Genomic DNA, 25,448 nt, shown 5'->3' on the forward strand with positions numbered 1-25,448 from the left:
ACAGGCCCTCCCGAGCGTTGCATCGCCCCCGCAGCGCGGTTTGTGGTAAAGCGGGGTGTGGTTCGTGCGGGGAGAGATGCCGAGCGCGTCCGGTATCGGCGGGCCGTTACAGATCGAGGTCTGCGCCGGCCCCCTGAAGCAGGGATATGGTTTAGAGTCGAGTGTTCCCACAACACCGCGCTCGGCCGTATCGGCGGTGGTCGCCGAAGAACCGAGTGCGCCGGGGGTGTGGAGAGGAGCCATCGTGGGGGATGAGATCTTGTAACCGACCGTGAATAGAGCCGGGTGCCGCACCGGCCCACCACGTTCCGCGGCGCCGGGGAACGGTCCGTCGGACCATCCGGCGCAATGACCACCAAGCCGATTCAAGCACCGCCCCGTGCGGTAGGAGGCCGAGCCGACCTATGTCGAGCGTTTACTGCACGCAGTGCGGTCACGCCGTTGCGGATGATGCCCGTTTCTGCTCCAACTGTGGGACCCCTCTCCGCGGGGCCGGCCAGGAGGCTCCGCACACCAGCGAGTCCCGCGACTCAGTCGGCGAGACCACGTCCACGATCTCCATCTCCGGGATCCAGGCGCTCGAGAACGAGACCGAGGCCGGCGAGGACATCGCCACTGATACCGCCGGCGTCGAAGCACTGCCCGCGGGCACGGCCCTGCTGGTCGTCAAGCGCGGCCCGAACGCGGGCAGCCGTTTCCTGCTGGACAGCGACGTCACTACGGCCGGGCGCCACCCCAACAGCGATATCTTCCTCGATGACGTGACGGTCTCCCGCCGGCACGTGGAGTTCTTCCGGCGCGGCGACGGTTTCGGAGTTCGCGATGTGGGCAGTTTGAACGGAACGTATGTGAACCGGGAACGGATCGACGAGGCCGAACTCGGCGGAGGCGACGAGGTGCAGATCGGTAAATTCCGGCTGGTGCTGCTGACCCAGCCACGGCGCTGAACGGGTAGCGGGCCCGGCAGGTTTGCCCTCTTTCTCCGCCGGACAGCCTTGTGATGAAGAGTGGCGCTTAGCGGGTGCCGCCCGAGCCTGCTCGGACGGCCTTGCGCCTTGGCGGTGTACCGTGAAAGAAAACGGAGCAGAGCACAGCTCGGCGAATGCCCAGTCGGCACGACGAGTCGTGGGACGGAGCCGCAGTGAAGCACATGGAGGTTGTCGGCGTCCGGGTTGAGATGCCCTCGAACCAACCGATCGTCCTGCTCAAAGAGTCTGATGGAGAACGCTACCTCCCGATATGGATCGGAGCGGTCGAGGCTACTGCCATCGCACTGGCTCAGCAGGGTGTCGTTCCCGCGCGCCCGCTCACCCATGACCTTTTCCGCGATGTCCTGGATGCGCTGGACACAGGCCTGAACACAGTGAACATCACCGCGTTGAGCGATGGCATCTTCTATGCCGAGCTGGTGTTCTCCAACGGCGTGGAGGTCAGCGCGCGGCCCTCGGACTCCATCGCTCTCGCCTTGCGCACAGGAGCACCGATCTACGCCGACGAAGACGTGATCGACGAGGCCGGAGTGCCCATCCCCGACGAGCAGGAGGACGAGGTCGAGAAGTTCCGCGAGTTCCTCGACCAGATCACGCCCGAGGACTTCGGGCGCACCACCTGACCCGGTGGCGGGGCTCTGCGGGTGGGCCGCCGGTTCGGTCGGCGGACCTGGCGGCGCCGGTTGCGGATGTTCGGTGTGGCGGCCGCGCGGCAGCGGAAGAGGTTCCGCGACGCGCCGATGGGTGTCGTTGACGCTGTCCGTTCCCCCGGCTTACCTTCAATGTCGGATGGACCCGCGGCGCACCCTTCGTTCTCCCCCTGTCAAACCGCCGTGGGCTGAGGAGCCGGAGGTTCGGCGTGGCGGTTACAAGCGGCAAGCGGCAGGAAGCCCCCGGCGCCAGGCGATCAGCGATACGACGAGCTGGAGAGCAGGGCCTGCTGTGTGAAGAGGACGTGGTGGCGCTGCCTATGGACGTCGGCTATCGGGGCCCCACTGCGTGTGCGGCTGCCGGAATCACCTACCGTCAACTCGACTACTGGGCCAGGACCCAGCTGGTCGAACCGAGTGTGCGTCCTGAGGAGGGCGCGGGCGGCCCATCCCTGTACAGTTTCCGCGACATTCTGATTCTGAAGGTCGTCAAGCGCCTGCTCGACACCGGGATCTCGCTGCAGCAGATACGTACAGCAGTGGGGCATCTGCGTTTCCGGAGCACGGTCGACCTCGCCCAGATCACCCTGATGAGCGATGGCGTGAGCGTCTACGAGTGCACCTCTCCCGGCGAGGTGGTCGATCTCCTGCAGGGCGGCCAGGGCGTGTTCGGTATCGCGCTGGGACGCGTCTGGCGGGAGCTGGAAGGGTCCCTGAACGAAGTCCAGGGAGAGCGCCTCGCCGAGCCGCTGGCGACCGATTCGCACCCCGCTGACGAGCTCGAACGCCGCAGGCGCGAGCGCAAGACCGGCTGAGCCGCCGGGTCCGGCCCCATTCCGCTCGGAGAGGCGGACATCCAGTACGGTCGGAAGTGAGTGCCGCGCTCGATCGTACTTTCGGCGCCCCGGGAGTGATCGCGGCCCGGCGTTCGTTGGATAATGCTAATGAAGGACCTGGCCGTTGATACCACGCGGGAGAGACCCTCATCCGGGCGCCGACGGGGCAATACTCCCCAGTAACCTCTCAGGCACAAAGGACCGCGTGGAGGAGGCCACTCTGGAGCGGTAGGCGACCGTGCGATCGCGTGCGACAGAGGGGGAGACCACATAGGAGCAGCCGGACACCCGGCTAATGCGACCAGGAGGTCTCCATGCCGGAGCAGCCCAAGCATGACCAGGTCCCAGACACCACGCCCGCCCGTGGCTTCGCCGACCGGCACATCGGCCCGAACCCGTCGGAACTCGCCGAGATGCTCAAGGTCGTTGGGTACGAGTCCGTGACGGACCTGATGGCCGCAGCGGTTCCGGAGAGCATCCTCAGCGCGGCGGGCAAGCCCGCGCCGCTGAGCCTGCCCGAAGCCGCCGGCGAGACCGCTGCGCTGGCCGAGCTCCGCGGACTCAGCCGCAGCAATCAGGTCCTGACCTCGATGCTGGGTCTGGGGTACCACGACACGATCACCCCGCCGGTGATCCTGCGCAACATCCTGGAAAACCCCGCCTGGTACACGGCTTACACGCCCTACCAGCCGGAGATCTCGCAGGGTCGGCTCGAAGCGCTGCTGAACTTCCAGACGATGGTCTCCGACCTCACCGGCCTCGCTGTCTCGGGTGCCTCGCTGCTGGACGAGGCGACCGCCGCGGGCGAGGCCATGACGCTGGCGCGCCGGGTCACCAAGGGCAAGAACTCGACCTTCATCGTCGACTCCGACATCTACCCGCAGACCCTGGCGGTGCTGCGTACCCGTGCTGAGCCGCTGGGCATCGACATCGTGGTGGCCGACCTCTCCCAGGGGTTGCCCGAAGGCGACGCTTTCGGCGTACTCGTGCAGTACCCCGCGTCGAGCGGTGCCGTGCGCGACCCGAGCGGGGTCATCGAGGCGGCGCACGAACGCGGGGCGATGGCCGTGGTCGCCGCCGACATCCTCGCGCTGACCATGCTGCGCAGCCCCGGCGAACTGGGCGCCGACATCGCGGTCGGCTCGACGCAGCGGTTCGGGGTACCCATGGGCTTCGGCGGGCCGCACGCCGGTTACATGTCGGTCCGCGAAGGCCTGCAGCGCCAGCTTCCCGGCCGCCTTGTCGGCGTTTCCGTGGACAACGCGGGCAAGCCCGCCTACCGCCTCGCGCTGCAGACCCGCGAACAGCACATCCGTCGGGAGAAGGCCACCAGCAACATCTGCACCGCCCAGGTGCTGCTCGCCGTCATGGCCGGGATGTATGCCGTCTACCACGGGCCCTACGGCCTGCGGGCGATCGCCGAGCGGGTGCACGGGCACACGGTCCGGCTCGCCGAAGGACTGCGTGCCCGCGGCTTCGAGGTGCTGCACGGTGAGTTCTTCGACACGCTGCGGGTGCGCGTGCGCGACGGCGCCGACGGCGTGATCGAGGCCGGGCGGGAGCTCGGTATCAACCTGCTGCGCACCGACCACGACATCGTCGGCGTCACGTGCGACGAAGCCACCTCCGAAGAGCACCTGCGGCTGGTGCTGGCGGCGTTCGGTGGTAGGGACAGCAGGGCCGCGGCCGCGTCGGCCTCCGACGAGGGAGGTCTCGCCCTACCTGAGACGCTCCGCCGCGATGTGGACTACCTGCGGCACCCGGTCTTCAACACCCACCGCAGCGAGACCTCGCTGCTGCGCTACATGCGGCGCCTCGCCGACAAGGACCTGGCGCTCGACCGGTCGATGATCCCGCTGGGATCGTGCACGATGAAGCTCAACGCCACCGCCGAGATGGAGCCCATCACCTGGCCGGAGTTCGCCGCGCTGCACCCCTTCGCCCCGCTGGAGCAGGCGGCCGGCACGGTGGCCCTGGTGCGCGACCTGGAGAAGTGGCTGGCCGAGATCACCGGGTATGACGCCGTGTCGCTGCAGCCCAACGCCGGTTCGCAGGGAGAGCTCGCCGGCCTGATGGCGATCCGCGGCTACCACCGGGGTCGCGGCGAGGGGCAGCGGGACGTCTGCCTGATCCCCAGTTCCGCGCACGGCACCAATGCGGCCAGCGCGATCATGGCGGGAATGCGGGTCAGCGTGGTGGCCTGTGACGACGGCGGCAACGTCGACCTCGACGATCTGCGTGCCAAGACCGAGAAACACAGTGAGGACCTGGCCGCGATCATGGTGACCTACCCCTCCACGCACGGCGTGTACGAGGGCACGATCACCGAGGTGTGCCGTCTGGTGCACGATGCCGGGGGACAGGTCTACGTCGACGGGGCCAACCTGAACGCCCTGCTCGGCTGGGCCAAGCTGGGGGAGTTCGGCGCCGACGTCAGCCACCTCAACCTGCACAAGACGTTCTGCATCCCGCACGGCGGCGGCGGTCCGGGGGTCGGCCCGGTAGCGGTGCGTTCGCACCTGGCCGGTTTCCTGCCCAACCATCCGGGCCAGCCCGACTCCGGACCGCACACCGGTGTCGGGCCCGTCTCGGCCGCGCCCTTCGGATCGGCCGGCATCCTGCCCATCTCCTGGGCCTACATCCGGATGATGGGGGAGGAGGGGCTCCGCGCGGCCACAGAGGCGGCGGTACTCAGCGCCAACTACGTGGCCAAGCGGCTGGAGCCCTACTACCCGGTGCTCTATGCCGGTTCCGGCGGGCTGGTCGCCCACGAGTGCATCCTCGACATCCGGGGGCTGGCCAAGAAGACCGGCATCACCAACGAGGATGTGGCCAAGCGGCTGATCGACTACGGGTTCCACGCGCCCACGATGTCCTTCCCCGTGGCCGGGACCCTCATGGTCGAACCGACGGAGAGCGAGAACCTGGAGGAACTGGACCGCTTCATCGAAGCGATGATCGCGATCCGGACCGAGATCGACCGCGTCGCCGACGGCAGTTACGACTCCGAGGACAACCCGCTGAAGAACGCCCCGCACACCGCCGAGGCGCTCACGGCCGACGACTGGAAGCACGCCTACTCGCGCAGCGAGGCCGGCTATCCGGTCGCGAGCCTGCGGCTCACCAAGTACTGGTCCCCGGTCGGCCGGATCGACCAGGCCTACGGTGACCGCAATCTGGTCTGCGCGTGCCCGCCGCCCGAGGCGTTCGAGGAGTAACCGGAACAGGAGAGGCCGCCCGGCCGCGGCCGGGCGGCCTCTCGGCCGTGCAACACTCAAAATCTACGCTGTAAAGGTAGTGCTTTCGAGTCGGTATCGACTATCCCGCCGACACTGTCCGCTAACCCGCCCGATCACCCGGGACCGCACGTTAGGCTCCCATGAACGGCAATCCGGCCGGGCCGGGTGGCCGCCGGATCCCCACCCCCTTCTGGAAAGCAGCTGGTGATGACCGCGACGTCCGGTCCCTCCGCGTTCGACGCCGCCGGAGACGAATCGGAGTTCGCGAGCCTCTGCGAGCAGGCGCGCGATCTGGCCGAGAGCGGCCACCTGAAACGCGCGGCCCAGGTCTATGAACGGGTACTGGAAGGCGGCTCGGAGCGGCACCGGGCGCGGGCCGCGCTCGGACTGGCCGTGGTCCAGCACGACCTGGGCGACACCCGCGCGGCGCGCAGGGCCGACCGGATCGCCATCGAGACCGGGCACCCCGAGTTCGCCCCGCGCGCCGCTTACCACCTCGCACTCACCTACGAGGAGGAGGGGGCGAACGACGAGGCCGCCGAGGCCTGGCGCGCGGTGCTGAAATCCGAGAACGAGCGCTACACCCCTGCGGCGCACTACGGGCTGGCCCGGATCGCCGAGGAGGAGGGGGAACCCGAGTCGGCCCGGCGGCACTGGGAGCTGGTGCTACGCTCCGGGGCGGTGGGCGTCGTCCCCGAAGCGGCGCACGACTTCGCCGGGCGTCTTCTGGCCCGCGGCGACACGGACACCGCCGAGGAGGTCATACGGCAGGGGCTGGAGGTCGCGGAGCATCCGGGACTGCGGCTGCTGATGGGAGCGGTACACGTGGAGCGCGCGATTGGTGAGTTCGGCGCGGTCGTCGAGGCGGCGGAGCCCGATCCGGAGGGCGCCGCGGCGGCGGACCCGGGGACCGCCGGGGCCGCCTTCGAGCTGCTGGCCCGGCTGCTCACGATGCGCGGCGACGCCGACGGCGCCGAGCGGACATGGGGGCGCGGCCTCATGCACACCGACGAGGCGACCGCTGATGAAGTGCGCTCCCGGCTGCGCCGAGGATTCCTGGTCCCCGACGACAGTAGTGAGGACGGGGACAGCGGCGAAGGAGCGGGTTGGTGGGACCCCTACGTCGAGGCGGCGGTGGCCCAGGACAGTGCGCCGATGCTCATCGGGGAGCTTTTCGTGGCGCTGAACCAGATGTACACGCACCTGGCCGTACCGTTCGCGGGTAACGAGACGCGGGCCGCTGTGTTGCGCCAGGCCGTCGCGGAGGCTGTGCGCACGCCCAGCGAGTACGTCTGGGGACGTGCGCTGCACGACGACTTCCGGGAACGGCTTCGTCAGGCGGCCGGGAGCGACACCGAAGTGCTGCCGGAGGGGTGGCCGGACACCGAATGACAGCGTGCCGCCGGGTCAGGCCACCATCTGGACATAGCTCGGGCGGTGCGGTGCGATCACGCCGCCGTCGGGCAGCAGGTCGCCGGTGTCCTCGAACACCACAACACCGTTGCACAGGAGGCTCCACCCCTGCTCCGGGTGACTGGCCACCACGCGCGCGGCTTCACGATCGGGGTGGCTGAAGGGTGGACAAGTGGGAGTGTGCTGGCACATCAGAGTGCCCTTTCCGTTTAGTCGTGTCAGATTCCACTGTAGTGGCACCAGGGGCCACTCTAGTGGCATGGGCCACATTCCATCTTCTTTCTGTAGCCATAGGACGTATCGCGGTCCGCGCTGGCTCGATCCGGCGGGAGATTGGCCGGATGCGGACGCCGGCCGAACCGAAACCGGCTCCGGCGCATCGAAGCCGTTTCTCCGCTCCCCCGATCGATACGTGCCGGGAGAGCCGGTCGGCGCGGCGGATCGGCTCGGGCAACCGGTACTCCGGTGCGAGCCGCAGCACGACCGCGGCCGCCACCAGATGCTCGTCGTCCGCTGTGTAGCTGACGTCGAGCCCGGCCACGAGTGAGACCCGGTCGGGGCCCCGGACTCCGTCCGCACCAGGCGGGCCATGCGGTCCTGCACTGCGCGGGCCTCATCGGGGTCCGTCGGCCAGGTGCCGGCGGAGTCGTCGCGAAGACCGGGATCCATAAGCCTTCGAGCCTACCGGCGCCGGCTGGCGACAGCACCGGAGCCGCCTAATACCCGCCGCGGGTCCGCCGCGCGGCAGGGCGGTGCCGCCGGCCCGCTCCGGCGAGACCGCCGCGCTGGAACGCCCGCACGAGCTCACCACCGAGGTTGACCCCCGCACCCAGCGCGAGCCCGACCGCGACCGCCTCGGACAGGCTGAGCAGGCCTGTTACGACGTCACCCAGGGTGATCTGCAGTAGTCCGCGGTAGAGGATGCTTCCCGGCAGCAGCGGAGCGATCGCCGGAATGACGAAGGGCAGCACGGGGCGGTGGGTCTGTCGTGCCAGCCAGTGCCCGACCATCCCGATCGCGATGGCGCCGGCGACGGTGCCCATGATGGGCGGCGCTTCCAGCACGGAGCGCGTCCCCGCGTAGATCAGCCAGATCAGCACGCCCATGCCGCCGATCATCGGCAGGATCCGCGGCGGCACAGCGAGGGACACGGCGAACGCCATGGCGATCCCCGCGGCACCGATCAGCACCGCGGCCTCGACCGACGTGCCCGCCGAGGGAAGGTTGTCCAGATCCATGTCGACGCCGAGCCGCACCGCCGTGTAGGCCACGGCACCGACTCCGGAGATGATGGCACCGAGAGTGAAGAACACCTCCAGCAACCGGGCCGAGGAGGAGACGTAGCTCCCGCTGATGCCGTCCTGCAGGCTCGACACCAGAGGGCGTCCGGGGAGCAGCGCCATGATGTTACCGGTGATGACCGCGCCGGCGTGCAGTCCCAGATCGAGCTCGGAGCTGGTCCACAACAGTACGAGGCCGATGACGGAGGCGATCCCGGCCGCCGCCGTCATCTGGTAGAACTCCGCGATCCCGCGTTTGGCCAGCCACGCCGAGACACGGTCGCCCAGCACGGTGGCGATGAACGCGACCGCGGCGACGATGAACTGACCTCCGACCATGAGGCTGGCGCTGGAGGCGATCAGCCCGAAGCCGGTGACGACCAGCCAGTTGGGGTACGGCGGGCGGGCGCGCTTGATGGTGCGCAGCCGGGTGATCGCGCCCTCCAGCTCGATCCGTCCCAGAGCCGCGTCCTGCACCAGCGAGTGCAGCTCGGTGACGCGGAAGTAGTCGAGCGTGCGCCGCCGCACCACGCGCTCACCGGTGATCGGAGGCTGGTCGCCGCCGGGATGGGTCGAGAGCGTGATGGCGGTGAACGTCACCGAGACCTCTGCGCGCGGCAGCTCGAAGGCGACGGACAGGCTCAGCATCGCTTCGCCCACGGCCTCTGTGCCTTCGCCGCTGGCCAGGAGCAGTTCTCCGACGCGCAGCACGAGGTCGATGGCCCGCGGGTCGGGCAACTCGACGACTTCGTCGTCGAGGCCGTCGGTGTGCAGTTCCGATTCGCGGGCGGTACGCCAGTCCCTTAGCCGGGTCAGCAGGTTGGTGTCGTTCAGCGGGGCAGGCCGCTGCGAGGTCCGGTGCATCGGCGGCTCTCCTCGCGGGGAGTGAGGGTGAATGGGAGTCGCGGGCGAGGGATTTCCGACATCTCCCCCGGGTGTGACCATCTGTGAGACGCCGATATTCCTGGCCCGGTTGGCGATTCCCGGCCCGTGTCCGGGTGAGCTCCATCACCGCACCGCTTCCGCGGTCCATGGCGGAGGTGCCCGCGCTCCGCGCACGCCGGAGGGACCGATCCTTCCGCGTTGAGCCCGAGCTGGACGGGAGGCGGCGGCTCCGGGCGCGGCTCACTCCGGCAGCGGCGGGGGAGTGCCGCCGAACTCCGGGCAGATCTCCTGGTGGTCGCACCAGCCGCACAGCTTGCTGGGTTTGGGCGACCACCGGCCCGAGCGCGCCGTCGCCTCGATGTCGGCCCAGATCGCGGTGATCTCGGCCTCAGCGTTCAGCAGCTCGGTCTCGGTCGGCTCGTACCAGCGCACCCCGCCGTCGCCCAGGTACATCAACTGCAGCCGCGTGGGTATCTCGCCGAGCTCGCGCCAAAGCATCACCGCGTAGCAGAAGATCTGGAACCTGGCCTTGTCCTCGAAACGCGGACGGGGCGACTTCCCGGTCTTGTAGTCGACCAGCCGGATCTGGCCGGTGGGCGCGACATCGAGCCGGTCGACATAGCCGCGCAGGCGCAGTCCCGAGGAGAGGGTCACATCCAGGCGCATCTCCCGTTCCCGGGGTTCCAGCCGCTGCGGCTGCTCCATCTGGAAATAGCGGTTGAGCAGCGCCCGCGCCTCCTCCAGCCACGCCGCGAGCTCCTTCTCATCGCCGAAGAGCTCCTCGCTCTCAGGCCGCTCGGTGCGCAACTGCTCCCACTGCGGCTCCAGCAGCGACAGCGCCGTGCGCGGGGTGCGGGACTCGGCGGGCAGTTCGAACAGGCGCTCCAGAACGGCGTGTACGAGCGTTCCGCGCAGCGCCGCTGCGCTCGGCTTTTCGGGGAGGCGGTCGATGACCCGGAAGCGGAACAGCAACGGGCACTGCAGGAAGTCGGAGGCCCGGGAGGGGGAGAGCGCGGGAACCCGGGGAGCGGCGTTCGGGTAGTCCATAGGAGCCCAGCTTATGGCTTCCGCCCCCGGCGGTGCGGCGGTCCTTGAGCACGTAGCCTGGCACCGTGACGGAACACGGCAGCGAGCCCCCATTGGCCCGCACGGGCACCGACGAACCAGCCGGCGGGCGCCGGCCCGGCATGCTGATGGGCCGCCCCTTCGGCATCCCCGTCTACGTCTCACCGTCCTGGCTGATCATCGCTGCCATCATCACCGTGCTCTACCAGCCGGTGGTCGACCGGACGCTGGCGCTCGGACCGGTCTCCTACCTGGTGGCGTTCGTCTTCGCGGTGCTGCTCTACGTGTCGGTGCTGATCCACGAGCTCGCCCACTCGGTCGTCGCGCGGATGTACCGGTTGCCGGTCCGCCGGATCGTCCTCTACATGCTCGGCGGGGTCTCCGAGATCGAGCGCGAGGCCCCCACTCCGGGCAGGGAGTTCTGGATCGCCTTCTCCGGGCCGCTGCTCTCCCTGGCACTGGCCGGCCTCGGCTTCCTGAGCTACACGCTCGTCGATCCCTACACGATCGCCGGCGTGCTCATCTGGCAGTTGTGGGTCGCCAACCTGCTGGTCGGCGTGTTCAACCTGCTTCCGGGGCTGCCGCTGGACGGCGGGCGGCTGATCCGGGCGGCCGTGTGGTGGCTGACGCGCCGCCCCACCGCGGGGACCGTCGTGGCCGCTTGGGGAGGCCGGCTGCTCGCGGTGGTCGTGGTATCGCTCCCCTTCCTGTGGGCCTGGTCGTTGCAGACCTCTCCCAGCGTGTTCGCGGTGCTGTGGGCCGTGCTGCTGGCCGCTTTCATCTGGATGGGGGCGGGCTCGGCGCTGCGCGGTGCCAGGATGCGCGAGCGCCTTCCGCGGCTGCGCGCCGACCAGCTGGCCCGCCGGGTCGTGACGGTGCCCGCCGACACGTCGGTGGCCGAGGCCCGGCGCCGGATGGGCGCCGCGGGCGCCGAAGCGATCCTGGCCGTCGACACGGCCGGCACCCCGACCTCGATCGTGAACGAGGCCGCGGCCTCGGCCGTCCCGGAAGCGCGGCGCCCATGGGTCCCGGTCTCCAGCGTCGCCCGCGCCATCAGCCCCGGCGCGGTCATCACGGCCGGGCTCGCCGGCGAGCAGCTGCTGGATGCCATGCGCCGCGCCCCGGCCGCGGAGTACCTGCTGTTGGCGGAGGACGGCCAGGTCTACGGCGTGCTGCGCACCGCCGATGTCAACGCCGCCCTCGCCCGGGTGTGAGAGCACTCCCGCGCTGGCTCACCTCCGTGCGCCCTGCGGCCAGATGACCGTCACCGGGCGTTTCCGCTCCCTCGCGTAGCCGACGATGTCGGCGGTTCCACCGGGGCCGCGCGGGGGCCGACCGTCCCATACCGCGATGAGTTCGTCGCTGTGGTCTACCATGTGGCGACCGGCGTCCAAGTGGGACTGCGGCGTCGACTCGACATGGGGAAGGCGGTGCACGCCGGCGGCGGCGGCCAGCAAGGCGTCGTAGATGGCGTGGTGGGAGGAGGGAAGGTTCGCGCGGTAGAGCCTGGCCGGGACGATCACCTCCAGTGAGGCCCCGGAGTCCACGACCGCCCGGGCGAAGATGGTGTCGGCGCCGTCAGCCAGGCAGGACAGCCCCACCAGCGAATCGCCGAACTCCGAGACACGGGCGCGGATCCCTTCCTCCACCGCCCGTTCCACCTCTGGCGGCAACCCGCGATGGCCGGTGATCGCGATCCGTCGCACGGTGGTACCCCCCTTGCACGGTGATTCGTTTCCTCATCTCTCACGTCGGCCGGTGAGCAGGTCGTTCAGCAGTCCGTCGAACTCCTGTACGCTCCGGGCCCGGGGTCCCCGGTAGCCGCGCCGGAATCGGCGCACCCGTGTGATCACCCGTTCCGAGCGGAACGCCGCGCCGGTGCGAAGCGCCTCCGAAGCCAGTCGGAAGGCCTCGTCGACGTCGCCGGCGTCGGCGTGCGCCGAGGCCAGCTCCACCTTGAGCACGGCGGCCTGCTTGGCGCCGGGCCGGGGGCCGTTCAGCGCCTCGGAGAAGGCGGCTCTCGCGTCGTTCGGGCGGCGCAGCCGCACGCCCGCCAGGGCGCGGTAGCCCGCCACCTTGGCGTCGTCGAAGGCGAACACCCACGGCCATGGGGGGTCGGCGTTCTCGCGCCGCGCCACATTGGTCTCCGCGAGCGCGAGCTCCCGGGCGCTGGCGGACTCGTCGCCCAGCGCGGCGTGCCCCAGGGCGCGGACACATGACAGCCAGGCCTTGGCTGTGGGGTGGGCGTTCGCCCCCATCCGGCGCCCCGCTTCGGCGGCGAGGCCGAGCCCGAGCTCGGGGTCCTCGGCCTCGATCTCGAACGCCGAGAGGCTGCCGAGCATGTAGACGTCGAGCAGGTGGTGCCCCGACTGCCGGGCGCGTGTGATGGCGGACCGGTAGTAGGAGCGGGCCGAGCCCGAGTCGCCCATGTCGGCGTGCAGCCAGGCGGCGAACCCCGCGGCTTCGCTCGCCGCCGCCGCGATGTCCGGGGCGAACGGCGTGTGCTGCGCTCGGCCGAGGGCGCGTCCGGTCAGCTCCACGTGGGCGATCGCCCCTCTGGTCAGGTCGTGCGCCGGGGAGGAGACGTCGAGCCGCCGCTGCCCACCTGTGATGGCGCGTAGAGTCGGTGCCGTCCCCTCGTCGATGTCGGTACCGGCCGACGTCGCCGGCAGCGGCAGCGCGGCCGCGGCGACGACCTTCCCGAAGTCCCTGCGTCGCGTAGGACCCGCCCCCTTCCCCAACTCGGCGGCGCTCGCGAACCGGAGGAGGTGGACAGGGATGTCCAGTCGCCCGGCGAGGTCGCGGACCTGCTCGACGGTGAGCGACTGCTGCCCGTTGATCACCCGCGAGACCCAGCTCTGGGAGTAGCCCACCGCTTGGGCCAGCTCACCCTGGGACCACCCCCGGGCGAGACGGATCTCCTCCACGATCACGGCCATGTCGCAGGTGATGAGTGCGGCGGCCATCGCCGGCCGTGACCAGAACTCCGGCGGTAGAGCACCGTGGTGTTGGGGCATGAGCCTAGATTAGGGTGCCCACCTGCTCTTGGTGGCTATGTGTAATAGAAATGATGCTATGCGTAGCGTGCATAAAGATGTTCTCGCGGTGTCCGCGCGACGTGGCCGAAGAGCGGTCTAGAGGCGAAAGTCCCTGGTATTCCGGGAAAATCTCCAGAAAGGGAGAATGCAGGTGAGCGGTCGCTCTCTGTTTTCAGTGCGTCGAGTGTGGCCGGACGTGGTCAACGCCTTGACAATTCCGAAGGGCGTTTTCACCTGGGTGTGCGCGGGATGGTCCTGCTGAGGAGCCGCGTTCCTGCGGACTTGGGGAGAGGGCGGACAGTGCCGGCGGAGCCGTGGGCGCGACCGTCCACCGTCCTGTCCGCCGTCCCGGCCGGACGCCGTTCAGCCGCCGTCCCGGCCGAGCCGCTCCGCGGCCGTGATGGCCGCGCCCGCGATGCCCGCGGTGTTGCGCAGGCGCGCGGCGACGATCGGGGTGCGCAGCCGCAGGTGCGGCAGGAACCTGTCGGCCTTGCGGCTCACCCCGCCCCCGACCACGATCAGGTCCGGCGACAAGAGGTCCTCCATGACCGAGTAGTAGCGCTGCAGCCGCCCCTCTGCCCAATCCCGGTAGGAGAGCCCCTCCTGCTTTCTGATGCTGGAGGCCGCGCGCGTCTCGGCGTCGTGCCCGTCGATCTCCACGTGGCCCAGCTCCGTGTTGGGCACCAGCCGGCCGCCGACGAGCAGTGCCGTGCCGATGCCGGTCCCCAGGGTCGTCATCAGCACGACCCCTTCGGCCTCCTGCGCCGCCCCGTAGCGGTGCTCGGCCACGGCGGCCGCGTCGGCGTCGTTGAGCACGTGCACCCGCTGCCCGGTCACCTCAGCGAGCAGCCGCTCCGTGTCCACCCCCACCCAGGACGGGGCCACGTGCGCCGCGCTGCGCGCGACACCGTGCTTGACCACACCGGGGAAGGCGACCCCGACCGGGCAGCCGGGCCCGGCGTGCCCCGGGAAGGCCGCGGCGATCTCCGCCACGACCGCGGCGACGGCCGCCGGCGTGGCCGGCACCGGTGTCAGGATCTTGAGCCGATCAGAGGTGAACTCCCCGGTGTCCAGGTCGACCGGTGCGCCCTTGATCCCGCTCCCGCCGATGTCGATTCCCAGCCCGACAGGCGACGTGCCGTCCGCCATCGGTTGCCCCCTTCCGCGTCGCGCGCGTTCCCGCGTCCTCCCTCATTCCACTCCTGATCGCGATTACGCCGACCCAGGTCAGGATGGATAGCCTGGGCGACCGCTCGAACAAGAGACCAACAACGCAGGAGAGACGAAAATAGTGACCGGCATCCACGGCCGCCGCGGACCCTTCGACGATGGCGACATCGTCCAGCTGACCGACCCCAAGGGGCGGAAGCACACCATCACTCTGCGCCCAGGCTCGGTGTTCCACACCCACCGGGGAAGCCTGGCTCATGACGATCTGATCGGCGGTCCTGAGGGGAGCGTGGTCCGGTCCTCCGCGGGAACCGCGTATGTGGCCCTGCGCCCGTTGCTGCCCGATTTCACGTTGTCGATGAAGCGCGGTGCCACCATCGTCTACCCCAAGGACGCCGCGCAGATCCTCGCCCAGGCCGACGTCTTCCCGGGCGCCCGGGTGGTCGAGGCCGGAGCCGGCTCAGGGGCGCTCTCGTGCTGGCTGCTGCGCGCCGTGGGCGAGGAGGGCCTGGTCTCCTCCTACGAGCAGCGGGCGGATTTCGCCGAGATCGCGCGGAACAACGTCGAGCGCTACTTCGGCCGGGAGCACCCGGCCTGGCGGCTCACGGTGGGAGAGCTCGCCGAGGCGATCGCCGATGCCGACATCGACCGGGTCGTTCTCGATATGCTGACGCCGTGGGAGTGCATCGGCGCCGCAGCCAAGGCGCTTGTACCCGGTGGGCTGATCTGCGTTTACGTCGCCACCACCACCCAGCTTTCGCGCGTCGTCGAGGAGCTGCGCCAGCACGGCTCCTTCTACGAGCCGCGCGCCTGGGAGACCATGGTGCGCGACTGGCACGTCGAGGGTCTGGCCGTGCGTCCTGACCACAAGATGATCGGCCACACAGGGTTCCTGGTGACCGCGCGCCGCCTCGCCGATGGAGTCGAGCCTCCCGAGCGCCGCCGCCGTCCGGCCAAGGGCGCCTACGGCGAGGACTACCGCAAGTCCCGTGGACCGGCCGAAGGAGTGGGGCCGGGTGAGAGGATGCCGGACTAGATGTCAACGTTACTTTCTCATTACGGTGCGTGCTCCTGTATCAAGTTGACCTAGGCATTCGCAAGATCGAAAAATGAGTCCTCCGACACTGGCCGCATGGGGGAGGTTAGGAATAGTCCACGGGTAGGTAGGGTTCCGAGTAGTCGTCCTCTTATAGGGAGGTGGCGGACGTGGCCGATCGCGACGACGAGCGTCAGGCGGAGCGCGACCGTGAAGTCGCAGAACTCACGGCTCAGGTCTCCTATTTGGAAAAGGAACTAAGCGTGGTCCGGCGGAAGCTCGCCGATTCCCCCCGCCACGTACGGCTGCTTGAAGACCGGCTCCGTGAGGCGCAGGCCAACCTGGCCGCTGCCAACAGTCAGAACGAGCGCCTCGTGGCGACCCTGAAGGAGGCCCGCGATCAGATCGTGGCGCTGAAGGAAGAAGTCGACCGGTTGGCCCAGCCGCCGTCCGGTTTCGGGGTCTTCCTTGAGGCGCGCGATGACGAGACTGTCGAGATCTTCACCAACGGCCGCAAGATGCGCGTCAACATCAGCCCCTCGGTCGACATCGAGGAGCTGCGCCCCGGCCAGGAGGTCATGCTCAACGAGGCGTTCAACGTCGTCGAGGTACAGTCGTTCGAGACCGTGGGCGAGGTCGTCATGCTCAAGGAGCTCCTTGAGGACGGCCATCGCGCGCTCGTCATCTCCAACCACGACGAAGAGAAGATCGTGCGGCTGGCCGAGCCGCTGCGCGACCAGCCGGTACGCCCCGGCGACTCCCTGCTCCTGGAGGCGCGTTCCGGCTACGTCTACGAACGTATCCCCAAGTCCGAGGTCGAGGAGCTGATCCTCGAAGAGGTCCCCGATATCGCCTATACCGATATCGGCGGACTCGGCGGCAGATCGAGATGATCCGCGACGCGGTCGAGCTGCCCTACCTGCACAAGGACCTGTTCTACGAGCACCAGCTGCGCCCGCCCAAGGGCGTGCTGCTCTACGGCCCTCCCGGTTGTGGGAAGACTCTCATCGCCAAGGCGGTGGCCAACTCGCTGGCCAAGCAGGTCGCCGAGAAGACCGGCCACGATGTCGGCAAGAGCTTCTTTTTGAACATCAAGGGTCCGGAGCTGCTGAACAAGTACGTCGGCGAGACCGAGCGCCACATCCGTGTGGTGTTCCAGCGGGCCAGGGAGAAGGCCGGCGAGGGCACACCGGTCATCGTGTTCTTCGACGAGATGGACTCGATCTTCCGCACCCGCGGGTCGGGTGTGTCCAGCGATGTCGAGAACACGATCGTGCCGCAGCTGCTCAGCGAGATCGACGGTGTCGAAGGGCTGGAGAACGTCATCGTCATCGGCGCCTCCAACCGCGAGGACATGATCGACCCGGCGATCCTGCGGCCCGGCCGGCTCGACGTCAAGATCAAGATCGAGCGGCCCGACGCCGAGGCGGCGCGAGACATCTTCTCCAAGTACATCACCGAGGGACTGCCGCTGCACGACGAGGATCTGGCCGAGCACGGCGACTCGCGGAGGGCCACGGTCGACGCCATGATCCAGCGAGTCGTCGAGCGGATGTACACCGAGAACGAGGAGAACCGCTTCCTGGAAGTGACCTACGCCAACGGCGATAAAGAGGTCCTGTACTTCAAGGACTTCAACTCCGGTGCCATGATCGAGAACATCGTGGACCGCGCCAAGAAGATGGCGATCAAGGACTTCATCGACAACCGGGCCAAGGGGATCCGGGTCTCGCACCTGATGCAGGCCTGCGTCGACGAGTTCAGCGAGAACGAGGACCTCCCCAACACCACCAACCCCGACGACTGGGCGCGGATCTCCGGGAAGAAGGGGGAGCGGATCGTCTACATCCGTACCCTGATCTCCGGCAAGGAAGGATCCGACTCCGGCCGCTCCATCGACACCGTGGCGAATACCGGCCAGTACCTCTGAGGCTGATCCGCGGCACAAACGCATCGATGGCCGGTCCTCGGGGCGAGGATCGGCCGTCCGTTTTCCTGGGGGCGTGATGACGCCAATAACGGAACGAACCGCCCACATCCCGCAACGCGCCCGAAAACGGCCGCTGCCGGGCCACAATTCGCGACTTGGCGTTCAAGAGGCCGCAACGGTGGATAACCTTCCATCATGAGTGTGCGGCGGATTATGGGCATCGAGACCGAGTACGGCATCTCCGTGCCCGGCAACCCCGGTGCTAACGCGATGGTGACCTCGACCCAGGTGGTCAACGCCTACCTGGCGGCTTCGGCCGCGCGGGCCCGCAAGGCCCGGTGGGACTTCGAGGAGGAGAACCCGCTTCGTGACGCGCGCGGATTCGATCTCGCGCGCGAGGTCGCCGACCCTACCCAGCTCACCGACGAGGATCTGGGCCTGGCCAACGTCATCCTCACCAACGGTGCACGGCTCTACGTCGACCACGCCCACCCCGAGTACTCCGCGCCCGAGGTCACCAACCCCCGCGACGCGGTGCTGTGGGACAAAGCCGGCGAGCAGGTGATGGCCGATGCATCGCGGCGCGCCGCTGCCATCCCCGGTGTCGAGGCGATCCAGCTCTACAAGAACAACACCGACAACAAGGGCGCCTCGTACGGCTGCCACGAGAACTACCTGATGCGCCGGTCGACGCCGTTCGGCGACATCGTGCGGCACCTGATCCCGTTCTTCGTCTCCCGGCAGGTCGTCTGCGGGGCCGGGCGGGTCGGCATCGGCGCCGACGGCCGCGACAGCGGTTTCCAGATCAGCCAGCGAGCCGACTTCTTCGAGGTCGAGGTGGGTCTGGAGACCACCTTGAAGCGGCCGATCATCAACACCCGCGACGAGCCGCACGCCGACCCGGACAAGTACCGGAGGCTGCACGTCATCATCGGCGACGCAACATGAGCGAGATCTCCACCTACCTCAAGCTCGGCACCACGTCGATCGTGCTGGCCATGATCGAGGACGGGTTCCTCAGCGTCGACCTCTCGCTGGAGACCCCCGTGGCCGACCTCCGGGCGTTCTCGCACGACCCCGGGCTGAGCCACACCGCCCGGCTGCGGGACGGCCGCCGGATGACGGCCCTCCAGCTCCAGCGCGAGTACCTCGAACAGGCCCGCAAGTACGTCGAGGACCGGTACGGCACCGACACCGCGCCCGACACCACCGATGTGCTGAACCGTTGGGAATCCGTCCTGGACCGCCTCACCGACGATCCCATGAAGCTCTGCGAGGAACTCGACTGGGTGGCCAAGCTCAAGCTGCTGGAGGGGTACCGCCAGCGCGACGACATCGACTGGGGCCACCACCGCCTGCAGCTCGTCGACCTGCAGTACTCCGATGTTCGCCCGGACAGGGGGCTGTACAACCGGCTTGTGGCGCGTGGCCGGATGCAGCGACTGCTCGACCCGGCCGAGGTGGAGCATTCCATCACCGAGCCTCCCGAGGACACCCGCGCCTACTTCCGCGGGCGCTGCCTGGCCAAGTACGCCGACTCGGTGGCCGCCGCCTCGTGGGATTCGGTCATATTCGACCTGCCCGGTTACGACTCTCTGCAACGTGTGCCCACCCTGGAGCCGCTGCGCGGCACCAAGGAGCACGTGGGATCCCTTCTGGAGCGTTCCCCGACGGCCGCTGACCTGGTGGCGGTGCTGACCGGAGAGAGGCGCTGAGGGCGCTGCGGAGTGGTCAGCGCCGCGCGGTGCCCGTCCGCGCGGAGGACGGGCTGTCCAAAGAGCGCATCCGGCTTGTGTGCGATTCGGGGACTGCGGCCGCGGGTACCAGCGTTCGCACGGGTGTACGGCACGGACATGGGTAACGTGCCGACAACGGGGGCCGTGATCGAGGTTGAGGCGTCCGTGGTTGGGCCAAGATAAGAGCAGAGCCCGAATAGGAGGTTGCTTCGATGGCGACAAAGGACACCGGTGGTCAGAAGCACGCGGGCCGCCGCGACGAAGAGGCCGAAGAGGTCGAGGCGAGCACCGAGACCACAGAGCGCAACGAGAAGCTGGACGAGGAAGTCGACGACATCCTGGATGAGATCGACGAGGTGCTCGAGGCCAACAGCGAGGACTTCGTGCGGCAGTTCGTCCAGAAGGGCGGAGAATAGCCGAACGCCGGGTCCCGGGGGAGCAGGCGTGCCGGATCGGCGGTGAGCGGTTCCGCCGCCGGTTCGCTGAGAGCACAGTCGGGACCGGTGCTTGGCAGCCGATCTGCATGGTCATAAGGGCGCCATGGTCAGTAAGGTCCGGCGTGGTCAGTAAGGTCGAGCTATCAGCAGTTCTGATCACCCGACGCTCCCCGCTCCACTCCACGGGCGGGGCGCCACTGAAGGGAGTCGCGTGTCCGAAACGTTCGAAGGCGGGGGACGGTTGCCCGCGGCGTTCATGACCCCGGGAACATCGTCCTTCACCGACTTTCTCCGCGAGGTCAACCCCGACCTTCTGCCGGGGCGGTCCGACCTGCCCCAGGGCGGTTCGTCCGCGCATCTCACCCCTGAGGCCACCACAATCGTCTCGTTGACCTTCCCAGGGGGCGTCGCCCTGGCGGGCGACCGCCGGGCAACGTCGGGAAACGTCATCGCGCACCGCGATATGGACAAGCTCTTCCGCGCCGACGAGTTCTCCGCCCTCGCCATCGCCGGCGCGGCGGGTATCGGTATTGAGCTGGCCAAGCTGTTCCAGGTGGAACTGGAGCACTACGAGAAGATGGAGGGGCACTCCCTCTCTCTGGAGGGCAAGGCCAACAAGCTCGCCACGATGATCCGCGGGAACCTGCCTATGGCGCTCCAGGGCTTCGTGGTGGTCCCGCTGCTCGTCGGCTACGACGAGGCCCACCGCAAGGGCCGGATCTTCAGCTACGACCCGGTGGGCGGGCGCTATGAGGAGCACCGTTTCCACTCGATCGGTTCCGGCTCGGTGTACGCCGGCGGCGCGCTGAAGAAGCTCTTCACCGAGGACCTCTCCCAGGACGACGCCGTAACCGCGGCCGTGCAGTCCCTTTACGACGCCGCCGACGACGACGCCGCCACTGGTGGCCCCGATGTGCATCGCAAGATCTACCCACTGGTCGACGTGATCACCGAGGACGGGCACCGCCGGTTGCCGAATGAGGAGATCGCCCGGGTGGCCGAGGCGGTCGTCGCGGCACGCAGCGAGCGGCCTGACGGCCCGACCGCGCCGTTGCGCTGATATCCCGATCCCTACTTGAGTAAAGGAACGATCCGCGGTGTCGATGCCGTTCTACGTCTCCCCCGAACAGAGCATGAAGGACAAGGCGGACTACGCGCGTAAGGGGATCGCGCGGGGCCGCAGCGCCGTCGTACTGCGCTACGACGGCGGCATCCTGCTCGTGGCCGACAACATGTCCCGCACCCTGCACAAGATCAGCGAGCTCTACGACCGCATCGCTTTCGCCGCGGTGGGGCGCTACAACGAGTTCGAGAACCTGCGGCAGGCGGGGGTGAAGTTCGCCGATGTCCGCGGCTACGCCTACGACCGCCGCGACGTCAACGGGCGGATGCTGGCCAACGCCTACGCTCAGACGCTGGGAGCGGTGTTCAGCGAGAGCAGCAAGCCCTGGGAAGTGGAGATCGTGGTCGCCGAGGTGGGGGAGACCGCCGACTCCGACCAGATCTACCGGGTCACCTTCGACGGCTCGGTGGTCGACGAGCGCGACTTCGTCGCCATGGGCGGCTCGGCCGACCGGGTCAGCGCCACGTTGAAGGAGCACTTCGACAAGGACGCCTCCCTTGCCGGTGCGCTGGCCGCGGCGATGCACGCGCTGGCCCACGAGAACGGGGAACAGCGCGGGCTGGAGGCGAGCAGCCTCGAGGTCGCGGTGCTGGACCGGGCGCGCGAGCACCGCAAGTTCCGCCGCATCCAGGGAGAGCGGCTCAACCGGCTCGTCGAGGAGGGGAGGACGGCCGAGAATTCCGCCGACGGGGGCGAAGACGGCGGTGATTCCTGACGAGTCCCGGTGGCGTGGTGGGCGCCGGGGCGGTGGGCTGCCCACCGCCCCGGCGCCCGCAGTCTTCGCGGGCCCGTTGTGCGGCCAGGACATAGGGTGGAGCCGTGGAGCGCCGCGGTGGCGTGACCGGGGCGCCCGTGGGACGGGAAGTTGGGTGAGTCCGCGTGGAACGTCGCATCTTTGGTCTGGAGAACGAGTACGGCGTAACGTGCACGTTCCGGGGACAGCGGCGGCTGTCCCCGGATGAGGTAGCACGCTACCTGTTCCGGCGGGTGGTCTCGTGGGGACGCAGCAGCAATGTCTTCCTCCGCAATGGCGCGCGCCTCTACCTCGATGTCGGGAGCCACCCGGAGTACGCGACCCCTGAATGCGACAACCTCGCCGATCTGGTGGCGCACGACAAGGCGGGCGAACGGATCCTCGAAGGGCTCCAGGTCGACGCCGAGCAGCGGCTGCACGAAGAGGGGATCGCCGGGGAGATCTACCTGTTCAAGAACAACACCGACTCCGCGGGCAACTCCTATGGCTGCCATGAGAACTACCTGGTGGGGCGGCACGGAGAGTTCGGGCGGCTGGCAGATGTCCTCATCCCGTTCCTGGTGACCCGGCAGATCATCTGCGGCGCGGGCAAGGTGCTGCAGACACCTCGGGGGGCGCTGTACTGCGTGAGCCAGCGGGCCGAGCACATCTGGGAGGGCGTCTCCTCGGCGACCACCCGCTCCCGGCCGATCATCAACACCCGCGACGAGCCGCACGCCGATGCCGAACGGTTCCGGCGGCTGCACGTGATCGTCGGCGACTCCAACATGAGCGAGATGACCACCCTGCTCAAGCTGGCGTCCACGGACCTCGTGCTGCGGATGGTCGAGACCGGCATGGTCATGCGCGACTACACCCTTGAGAACCCGATCCGGGCGATCCGCGAGGTCAGCCACGACATGACCGGTCGGCGCAAGGTGCGCCTGGCCAACGGGCGCGAGGCGAGCGCGCTTGAGATCCAGCGGGAGTACCTGGAGAAGGTGCAGACCTACGTCGACCGGCACGGTACCGACGCCACCGGCAAGCGGATCCTGGAGCTGTGGGAACGCACGCTGGAGGCAGTGGAGACGCAGAACCTGAGCCTGGTGCAGCACGAGATCGACTGGGCGGCGAAGTACCTGCTCCTGGAGCGGTACCGGGAGAAGCACGGGCTGTCGCTGTCGTCGCCGCGCATCGCCCAGCTGGACCTGACCTACCACGACATCCACCGCGACCGCGGGCTCTTCTACCTGCTGCAGAGCAGGGGCCAGATGGATCGGGTGGTCGGCGACCTCAAGATCTTCGGGGCCAAGTCGCTGCCGCCGCAGACGACACGGGCCCGGCTGCGCGGCGAGTTCATCCGCCGGGCCCAGGAGCAGCGGCGCGATTTCACCGTGGACTGGGTGCACCTGAAGCTGAACGACCAGGCTCAGCGGACCGTGCTGTGCAAGGATCCGTTCAAGGCCGTGGACGAACGGGTGGAGAAACTCATCGCCGGGATGTAGCCGCCCGTACTTACGTGGCTCTCACCCCTGGCACGGCAGTGTTGCCGTTTCGATAGTGTGTCGGGGACCCGAGCCGGATTATTGAGGTAATGACGTATGCGACGACGTGCCGCCCTCGTGGTGCCGTTCTCCGCCGTGCTGCTGGCGGTGTCGAGTTGTGGCTCCATACCGGAGGACTGGAAGACCCCGGCCTTCATGCAGGGCGACGAGGAGGAACTCGACGATCGGTTGCCCACCGTCACCGGTGAGATCGGTGAGGAGCCGAAGGTCGAGTTCCCCGACATCCCGCCGCCCGACGAGCAGGTGTCGGGTGTCCTGGAGAAGGGCGAAGGTGAGGGTGAGCTCGTCCGCGCCGACGACATGATCCTGGCCGAGATCGTGGACTACCAGTGGACGGCCAAGGGCGAGACCGAGAAGACGCAGTCCACCTACGAGACGGGGGCGCCGGTCCTGCTGGAGCTGGGGCAGATGGGTGAGGAACTCACCGGCGAGCTGGTGGACCAGCCGGTCGGCACCCGCGTCGAGTTCGTGTTCCCGCCCCAGGACTCCGAAGAGGCCCAGGCCATGGGCCAGGAGCCGGAGCCCGGGGCGTCGGTGTCGATCGTCGACGTCATGGGCCGCTACGGCAAGGGCGACACCGTCGCGGGCGAGCAGACCAACGACGGCGGCGGCGGCCTGCCCACGGCTACGGACGCCGGCTCCGACGAGCCCGAGATCCAGATTCCCGAGGGCGACCCGCCGGAGGAGCTCGAGTCGGTCCGGATGGTCGAGGGAGACGGCCCCGAGGTCGAGGAGGAGCAGCAGCTCATCGTCCAGTACACCGGGGTGACGTGGAACGATGGCAAGGTCTTCGACTCGACCTGGAGCCGCGGCGGTACGCCGGCCACCTTCCCGATCGGTGTCGGCCAGGTCATCGAGGGCTGGGACGAGGGCCTGGTCGGAGAGAACGTCGGCAGCCGGGTGATGCTGGCGATCCCCGAGGACAAGGCCTACGGCGGCAAAGCGGCGGAGAGCGGATCGCCGGAGGGGGCGCTCGTCTTCGTCGTGGACATTCTCGGCGCGATCGACAGCCAGCCGGCGGAGGAGCAGCCCGCCGAGGAGGGCGAAGGCGGCGGGGAAGGGGAATAGCCGCCCGGACTCCGGCTATCCGCGGCGCGCCCGGCGCCTCCTGCACACCTGCGAGGGCCGTGCTGTGCGCCGCGAGGCGGCGCCTTCAGAGCAGGGCCGCCGCGTGCCGTCCGGCGGCGGCCGCGGTGAGGAAGTAGGCGCCGTCCTCGTCGAGCGTGCGGCCCATGCTGGAGAGCGGCACCGGGAGCTCGCGCAGCGCCGTGTCGAGGCCGTCGATGGCGACCTCCACCAGCCGGTGGCGTTCCCCCAGGACGGCGGCCTCGGTGCGGACGCGCTCACCGAAGGCGCCGGCCAGCCGGGGCAGCACCACATCGGCCGGTGCCAGGGCCACGCGGCCGTAGGCGGTGATGCTGTGGTGGGAGACGCCCCTGTGGCGCTCCCGCCCATCGGCCTCGCTCACGCGCAGCGACGCCACTGGGCGGCCCTCCAGGACGGCGGCGGCGTTGACGGCCTCGCCGCAGGAGACACCCGAGAAACCCCACGGGGTGCCGGTACCGAGATTCCCCGGCCCCTGGGCGACGACCGCGATCTCGGCGTCCAGCACGTGGCGTGCCGCGAGCAGGCCGGTGTGCACGGTGACGGTCTCCAGGTCGCCGCCGAAGGCCTGGCCGGCGGTGACGGTCGCGGCGAGCCGGCCGGAGGAGCGCAGCCCCGCCAGCGACCGGGAGAAGACCGCGGGGAGCGCGCCGCCGTCGAGCATCACGTAGACGACCCTGGTTCCGGGGCGTTCGGCCTCCACACCGGCGAGCACCGCGGGCAGCGCCGAATGCAGGTCGGCGGTGACGACCGGCATACCGCCCACCTCGTGGGCGTCGCGGAGGGCGGCGTGGTGCGGAGAGTCCTGCTCGTCGGCGCCGAGTACCGTGACCTGCGACGAGGTATAGCGGGCCTTCACCAGGTGGCCGGAATCGTCCGGATCCGGCGGCAGCCGGTCGGGCACGGCGACCACCATCGCGTAGCCGCCGGTCCCCAGCCCCATCTCCAGGGCGGTGGTGTTGAGCAGCACCCGATCGCCGGGCTCCGGACACCCCACGAGGCCGGTGTAGGCCAGCGCGCGGCGGGTGTGTTCCCCGTCCGCCTCATCCAGGACGGCCTCGATCTCGACAGCCCCCGGCCAGGACCGCAGGACCGCGGTGACCTCGCCCGCTCGCCACCGGATCACCGCCGCCTCACCACTGCGCCTCGACCTTCGAACCGGGAAGGAATGGCGTTCTTGCACACGTCTGGCACGGTACCGTCTTGGCTAGAGGGGTAC

Annotated in this window: 19 protein-coding genes, 2 pseudogenes and 1 riboswitch; of the genes and pseudogenes, 14 read left to right on the forward strand and 7 right to left on the reverse strand. The window is 69.0% G+C overall.

Annotated elements, in window-relative coordinates:
- Positions 1–404: 404 nt before the first annotated feature.
- From VS93_RS01355 to VS93_RS01375, 5 genes are all read left to right on the forward strand, one after another.
- A complete protein-coding gene (locus VS93_RS01355) occupies positions 405–947 on the forward strand; it encodes an FHA domain-containing protein (RefSeq protein WP_046468186.1) in 543 nt (180 codons plus the stop codon).
- Positions 948–1,141: 194 nt separating this feature from the next.
- Positions 1,142–1,612, forward strand: a complete 471-nt coding sequence (locus VS93_RS01360; RefSeq protein WP_046468187.1) for a bifunctional nuclease family protein — start codon at positions 1,142–1,144, stop codon at positions 1,610–1,612.
- Between the two features lie 236 nt (positions 1,613–1,848).
- Positions 1,849–2,454, forward strand: a complete 606-nt coding sequence (locus VS93_RS01365) for a MerR family transcriptional regulator (protein ID WP_046468188.1) — start codon at positions 1,849–1,851, stop codon at positions 2,452–2,454.
- Positions 2,455–2,600: 146 nt separating this feature from the next.
- Positions 2,601–2,689: riboswitch (glycine riboswitch) on the forward strand.
- 100 nt (positions 2,690–2,789) lie between these two features.
- On the forward strand, positions 2,790–5,693 hold the full coding sequence (gene gcvP, locus VS93_RS01370) for an aminomethyl-transferring glycine dehydrogenase (RefSeq protein ID WP_046468189.1): 2,904 nt from the start codon (positions 2,790–2,792) through the stop codon (positions 5,691–5,693).
- A 228-nt stretch (positions 5,694–5,921) separates the two neighbouring features.
- A complete protein-coding gene (locus VS93_RS01375; protein ID WP_046468190.1) occupies positions 5,922–7,106 on the forward strand; it encodes a tetratricopeptide repeat protein in 1,185 nt (394 codons plus the stop codon).
- 15 nt (positions 7,107–7,121) lie between these two features.
- On the opposite strand, the gene VS93_RS01380 is transcribed toward VS93_RS01375, so the two are convergent.
- From VS93_RS01380 to VS93_RS01390, 3 genes are all read right to left on the reverse strand, one after another.
- Positions 7,122–7,319: a DUF5999 family protein gene (locus VS93_RS01380; protein ID WP_046468191.1), complete on the reverse strand. Its 198-nt coding sequence runs from the start codon at positions 7,317–7,319 to the stop codon at positions 7,122–7,124.
- A 524-nt stretch (positions 7,320–7,843) separates the two neighbouring features.
- Positions 7,844–9,271 (reverse strand): threonine/serine exporter family protein, encoded by a 1,428-nt coding sequence (locus VS93_RS01385; protein ID WP_046468192.1) that lies wholly within the window; start codon positions 9,269–9,271, stop codon positions 7,844–7,846.
- Positions 9,272–9,532: 261 nt separating this feature from the next.
- Entirely contained in the window at positions 9,533–10,339 is an 807-nt protein-coding gene (locus VS93_RS01390; RefSeq protein WP_046468193.1) for a RecB family exonuclease, read from the reverse strand.
- A gap of 65 nt (positions 10,340–10,404) precedes the next feature.
- Between VS93_RS01390 and VS93_RS01395 the strand changes: the two genes are divergently transcribed.
- A complete protein-coding gene (locus VS93_RS01395) occupies positions 10,405–11,571 on the forward strand; it encodes a site-2 protease family protein (RefSeq protein WP_046468194.1) in 1,167 nt (388 codons plus the stop codon).
- 18 nt (positions 11,572–11,589) lie between these two features.
- On the opposite strand, the gene VS93_RS01400 is transcribed toward VS93_RS01395, so the two are convergent.
- The 3 genes from VS93_RS01400 to ppgK all read right to left on the reverse strand — a co-directional run bounded on the left by VS93_RS01400 (position 11,590) and on the right by ppgK (position 14,544).
- Positions 11,590–12,063: a hypothetical protein gene (locus VS93_RS01400; protein ID WP_046468195.1), complete on the reverse strand. Its 474-nt coding sequence runs from the start codon at positions 12,061–12,063 to the stop codon at positions 11,590–11,592.
- 33 nt (positions 12,064–12,096) lie between these two features.
- Positions 12,097–13,374, reverse strand: a complete 1,278-nt coding sequence (locus VS93_RS01405; RefSeq protein ID WP_338022659.1) for a helix-turn-helix domain-containing protein — start codon at positions 13,372–13,374, stop codon at positions 12,097–12,099.
- A gap of 384 nt (positions 13,375–13,758) precedes the next feature.
- Positions 13,759–14,544, reverse strand: coding sequence for a polyphosphate--glucose phosphotransferase (gene ppgK, locus VS93_RS01410; RefSeq protein ID WP_046468197.1), 786 nt, complete (start codon positions 14,542–14,544; stop codon positions 13,759–13,761).
- A gap of 142 nt (positions 14,545–14,686) precedes the next feature.
- On the opposite strand from ppgK, the gene VS93_RS01415 reads away from it, so the two are divergent.
- The 8 genes and pseudogenes from VS93_RS01415 (at position 14,687) to VS93_RS01450 (ending at position 24,193) form a co-directional block, all read left to right on the forward strand.
- A complete protein-coding gene (locus VS93_RS01415; protein ID WP_082126539.1) occupies positions 14,687–15,601 on the forward strand; it encodes a tRNA (adenine-N1)-methyltransferase in 915 nt (304 codons plus the stop codon).
- A 161-nt stretch (positions 15,602–15,762) separates the two neighbouring features.
- A pseudogene (gene arc, locus VS93_RS01420) lies at positions 15,763–17,531 on the forward strand (proteasome ATPase).
- 195 nt (positions 17,532–17,726) lie between these two features.
- Positions 17,727–19,246 (forward strand): annotated as a pseudogene (dop, locus tag VS93_RS01425) (depupylase/deamidase Dop).
- 233 nt (positions 19,247–19,479) lie between these two features.
- The gene (locus VS93_RS01430; RefSeq protein WP_046468199.1) at positions 19,480–19,683 is read left to right on the forward strand and encodes a ubiquitin-like protein Pup; all 204 of its coding nucleotides are present in this window, start codon (positions 19,480–19,482) and stop codon (positions 19,681–19,683) included.
- A gap of 232 nt (positions 19,684–19,915) precedes the next feature.
- On the forward strand, positions 19,916–20,764 hold the full coding sequence (prcB, locus tag VS93_RS01435; RefSeq protein ID WP_173434231.1) for a proteasome subunit beta: 849 nt from the start codon (positions 19,916–19,918) through the stop codon (positions 20,762–20,764).
- 43 nt (positions 20,765–20,807) lie between these two features.
- Positions 20,808–21,542, forward strand: coding sequence for a proteasome subunit alpha (gene prcA / locus VS93_RS01440; RefSeq protein WP_082126549.1), 735 nt, complete (start codon positions 20,808–20,810; stop codon positions 21,540–21,542).
- A gap of 164 nt (positions 21,543–21,706) precedes the next feature.
- Complete coding sequence (gene pafA / locus VS93_RS01445; RefSeq protein ID WP_046468201.1) at positions 21,707–23,065, forward strand: Pup--protein ligase; 1,359 nt, start codon at positions 21,707–21,709, stop codon at positions 23,063–23,065.
- Positions 23,066–23,161: 96 nt separating this feature from the next.
- On the forward strand, positions 23,162–24,193 hold the full coding sequence (locus VS93_RS01450; RefSeq protein ID WP_046468202.1) for an FKBP-type peptidyl-prolyl cis-trans isomerase: 1,032 nt from the start codon (positions 23,162–23,164) through the stop codon (positions 24,191–24,193).
- An 85-nt stretch (positions 24,194–24,278) separates the two neighbouring features.
- Here the strand turns inward: VS93_RS01450 and VS93_RS01455 are convergent, their stop codons facing one another.
- Positions 24,279–25,355, reverse strand: a complete 1,077-nt coding sequence (locus VS93_RS01455; RefSeq protein ID WP_046468203.1) for a DUF3866 family protein — start codon at positions 25,353–25,355, stop codon at positions 24,279–24,281.
- Positions 25,356–25,448: the final 93 nt, after the last annotated feature.

The sequence above is a fragment of the Allosalinactinospora lopnorensis genome, assembly GCF_000981225.1.
Classification (GTDB): domain Bacteria; phylum Actinomycetota; class Actinomycetes; order Streptosporangiales; family Streptosporangiaceae; genus Allosalinactinospora; species Allosalinactinospora lopnorensis.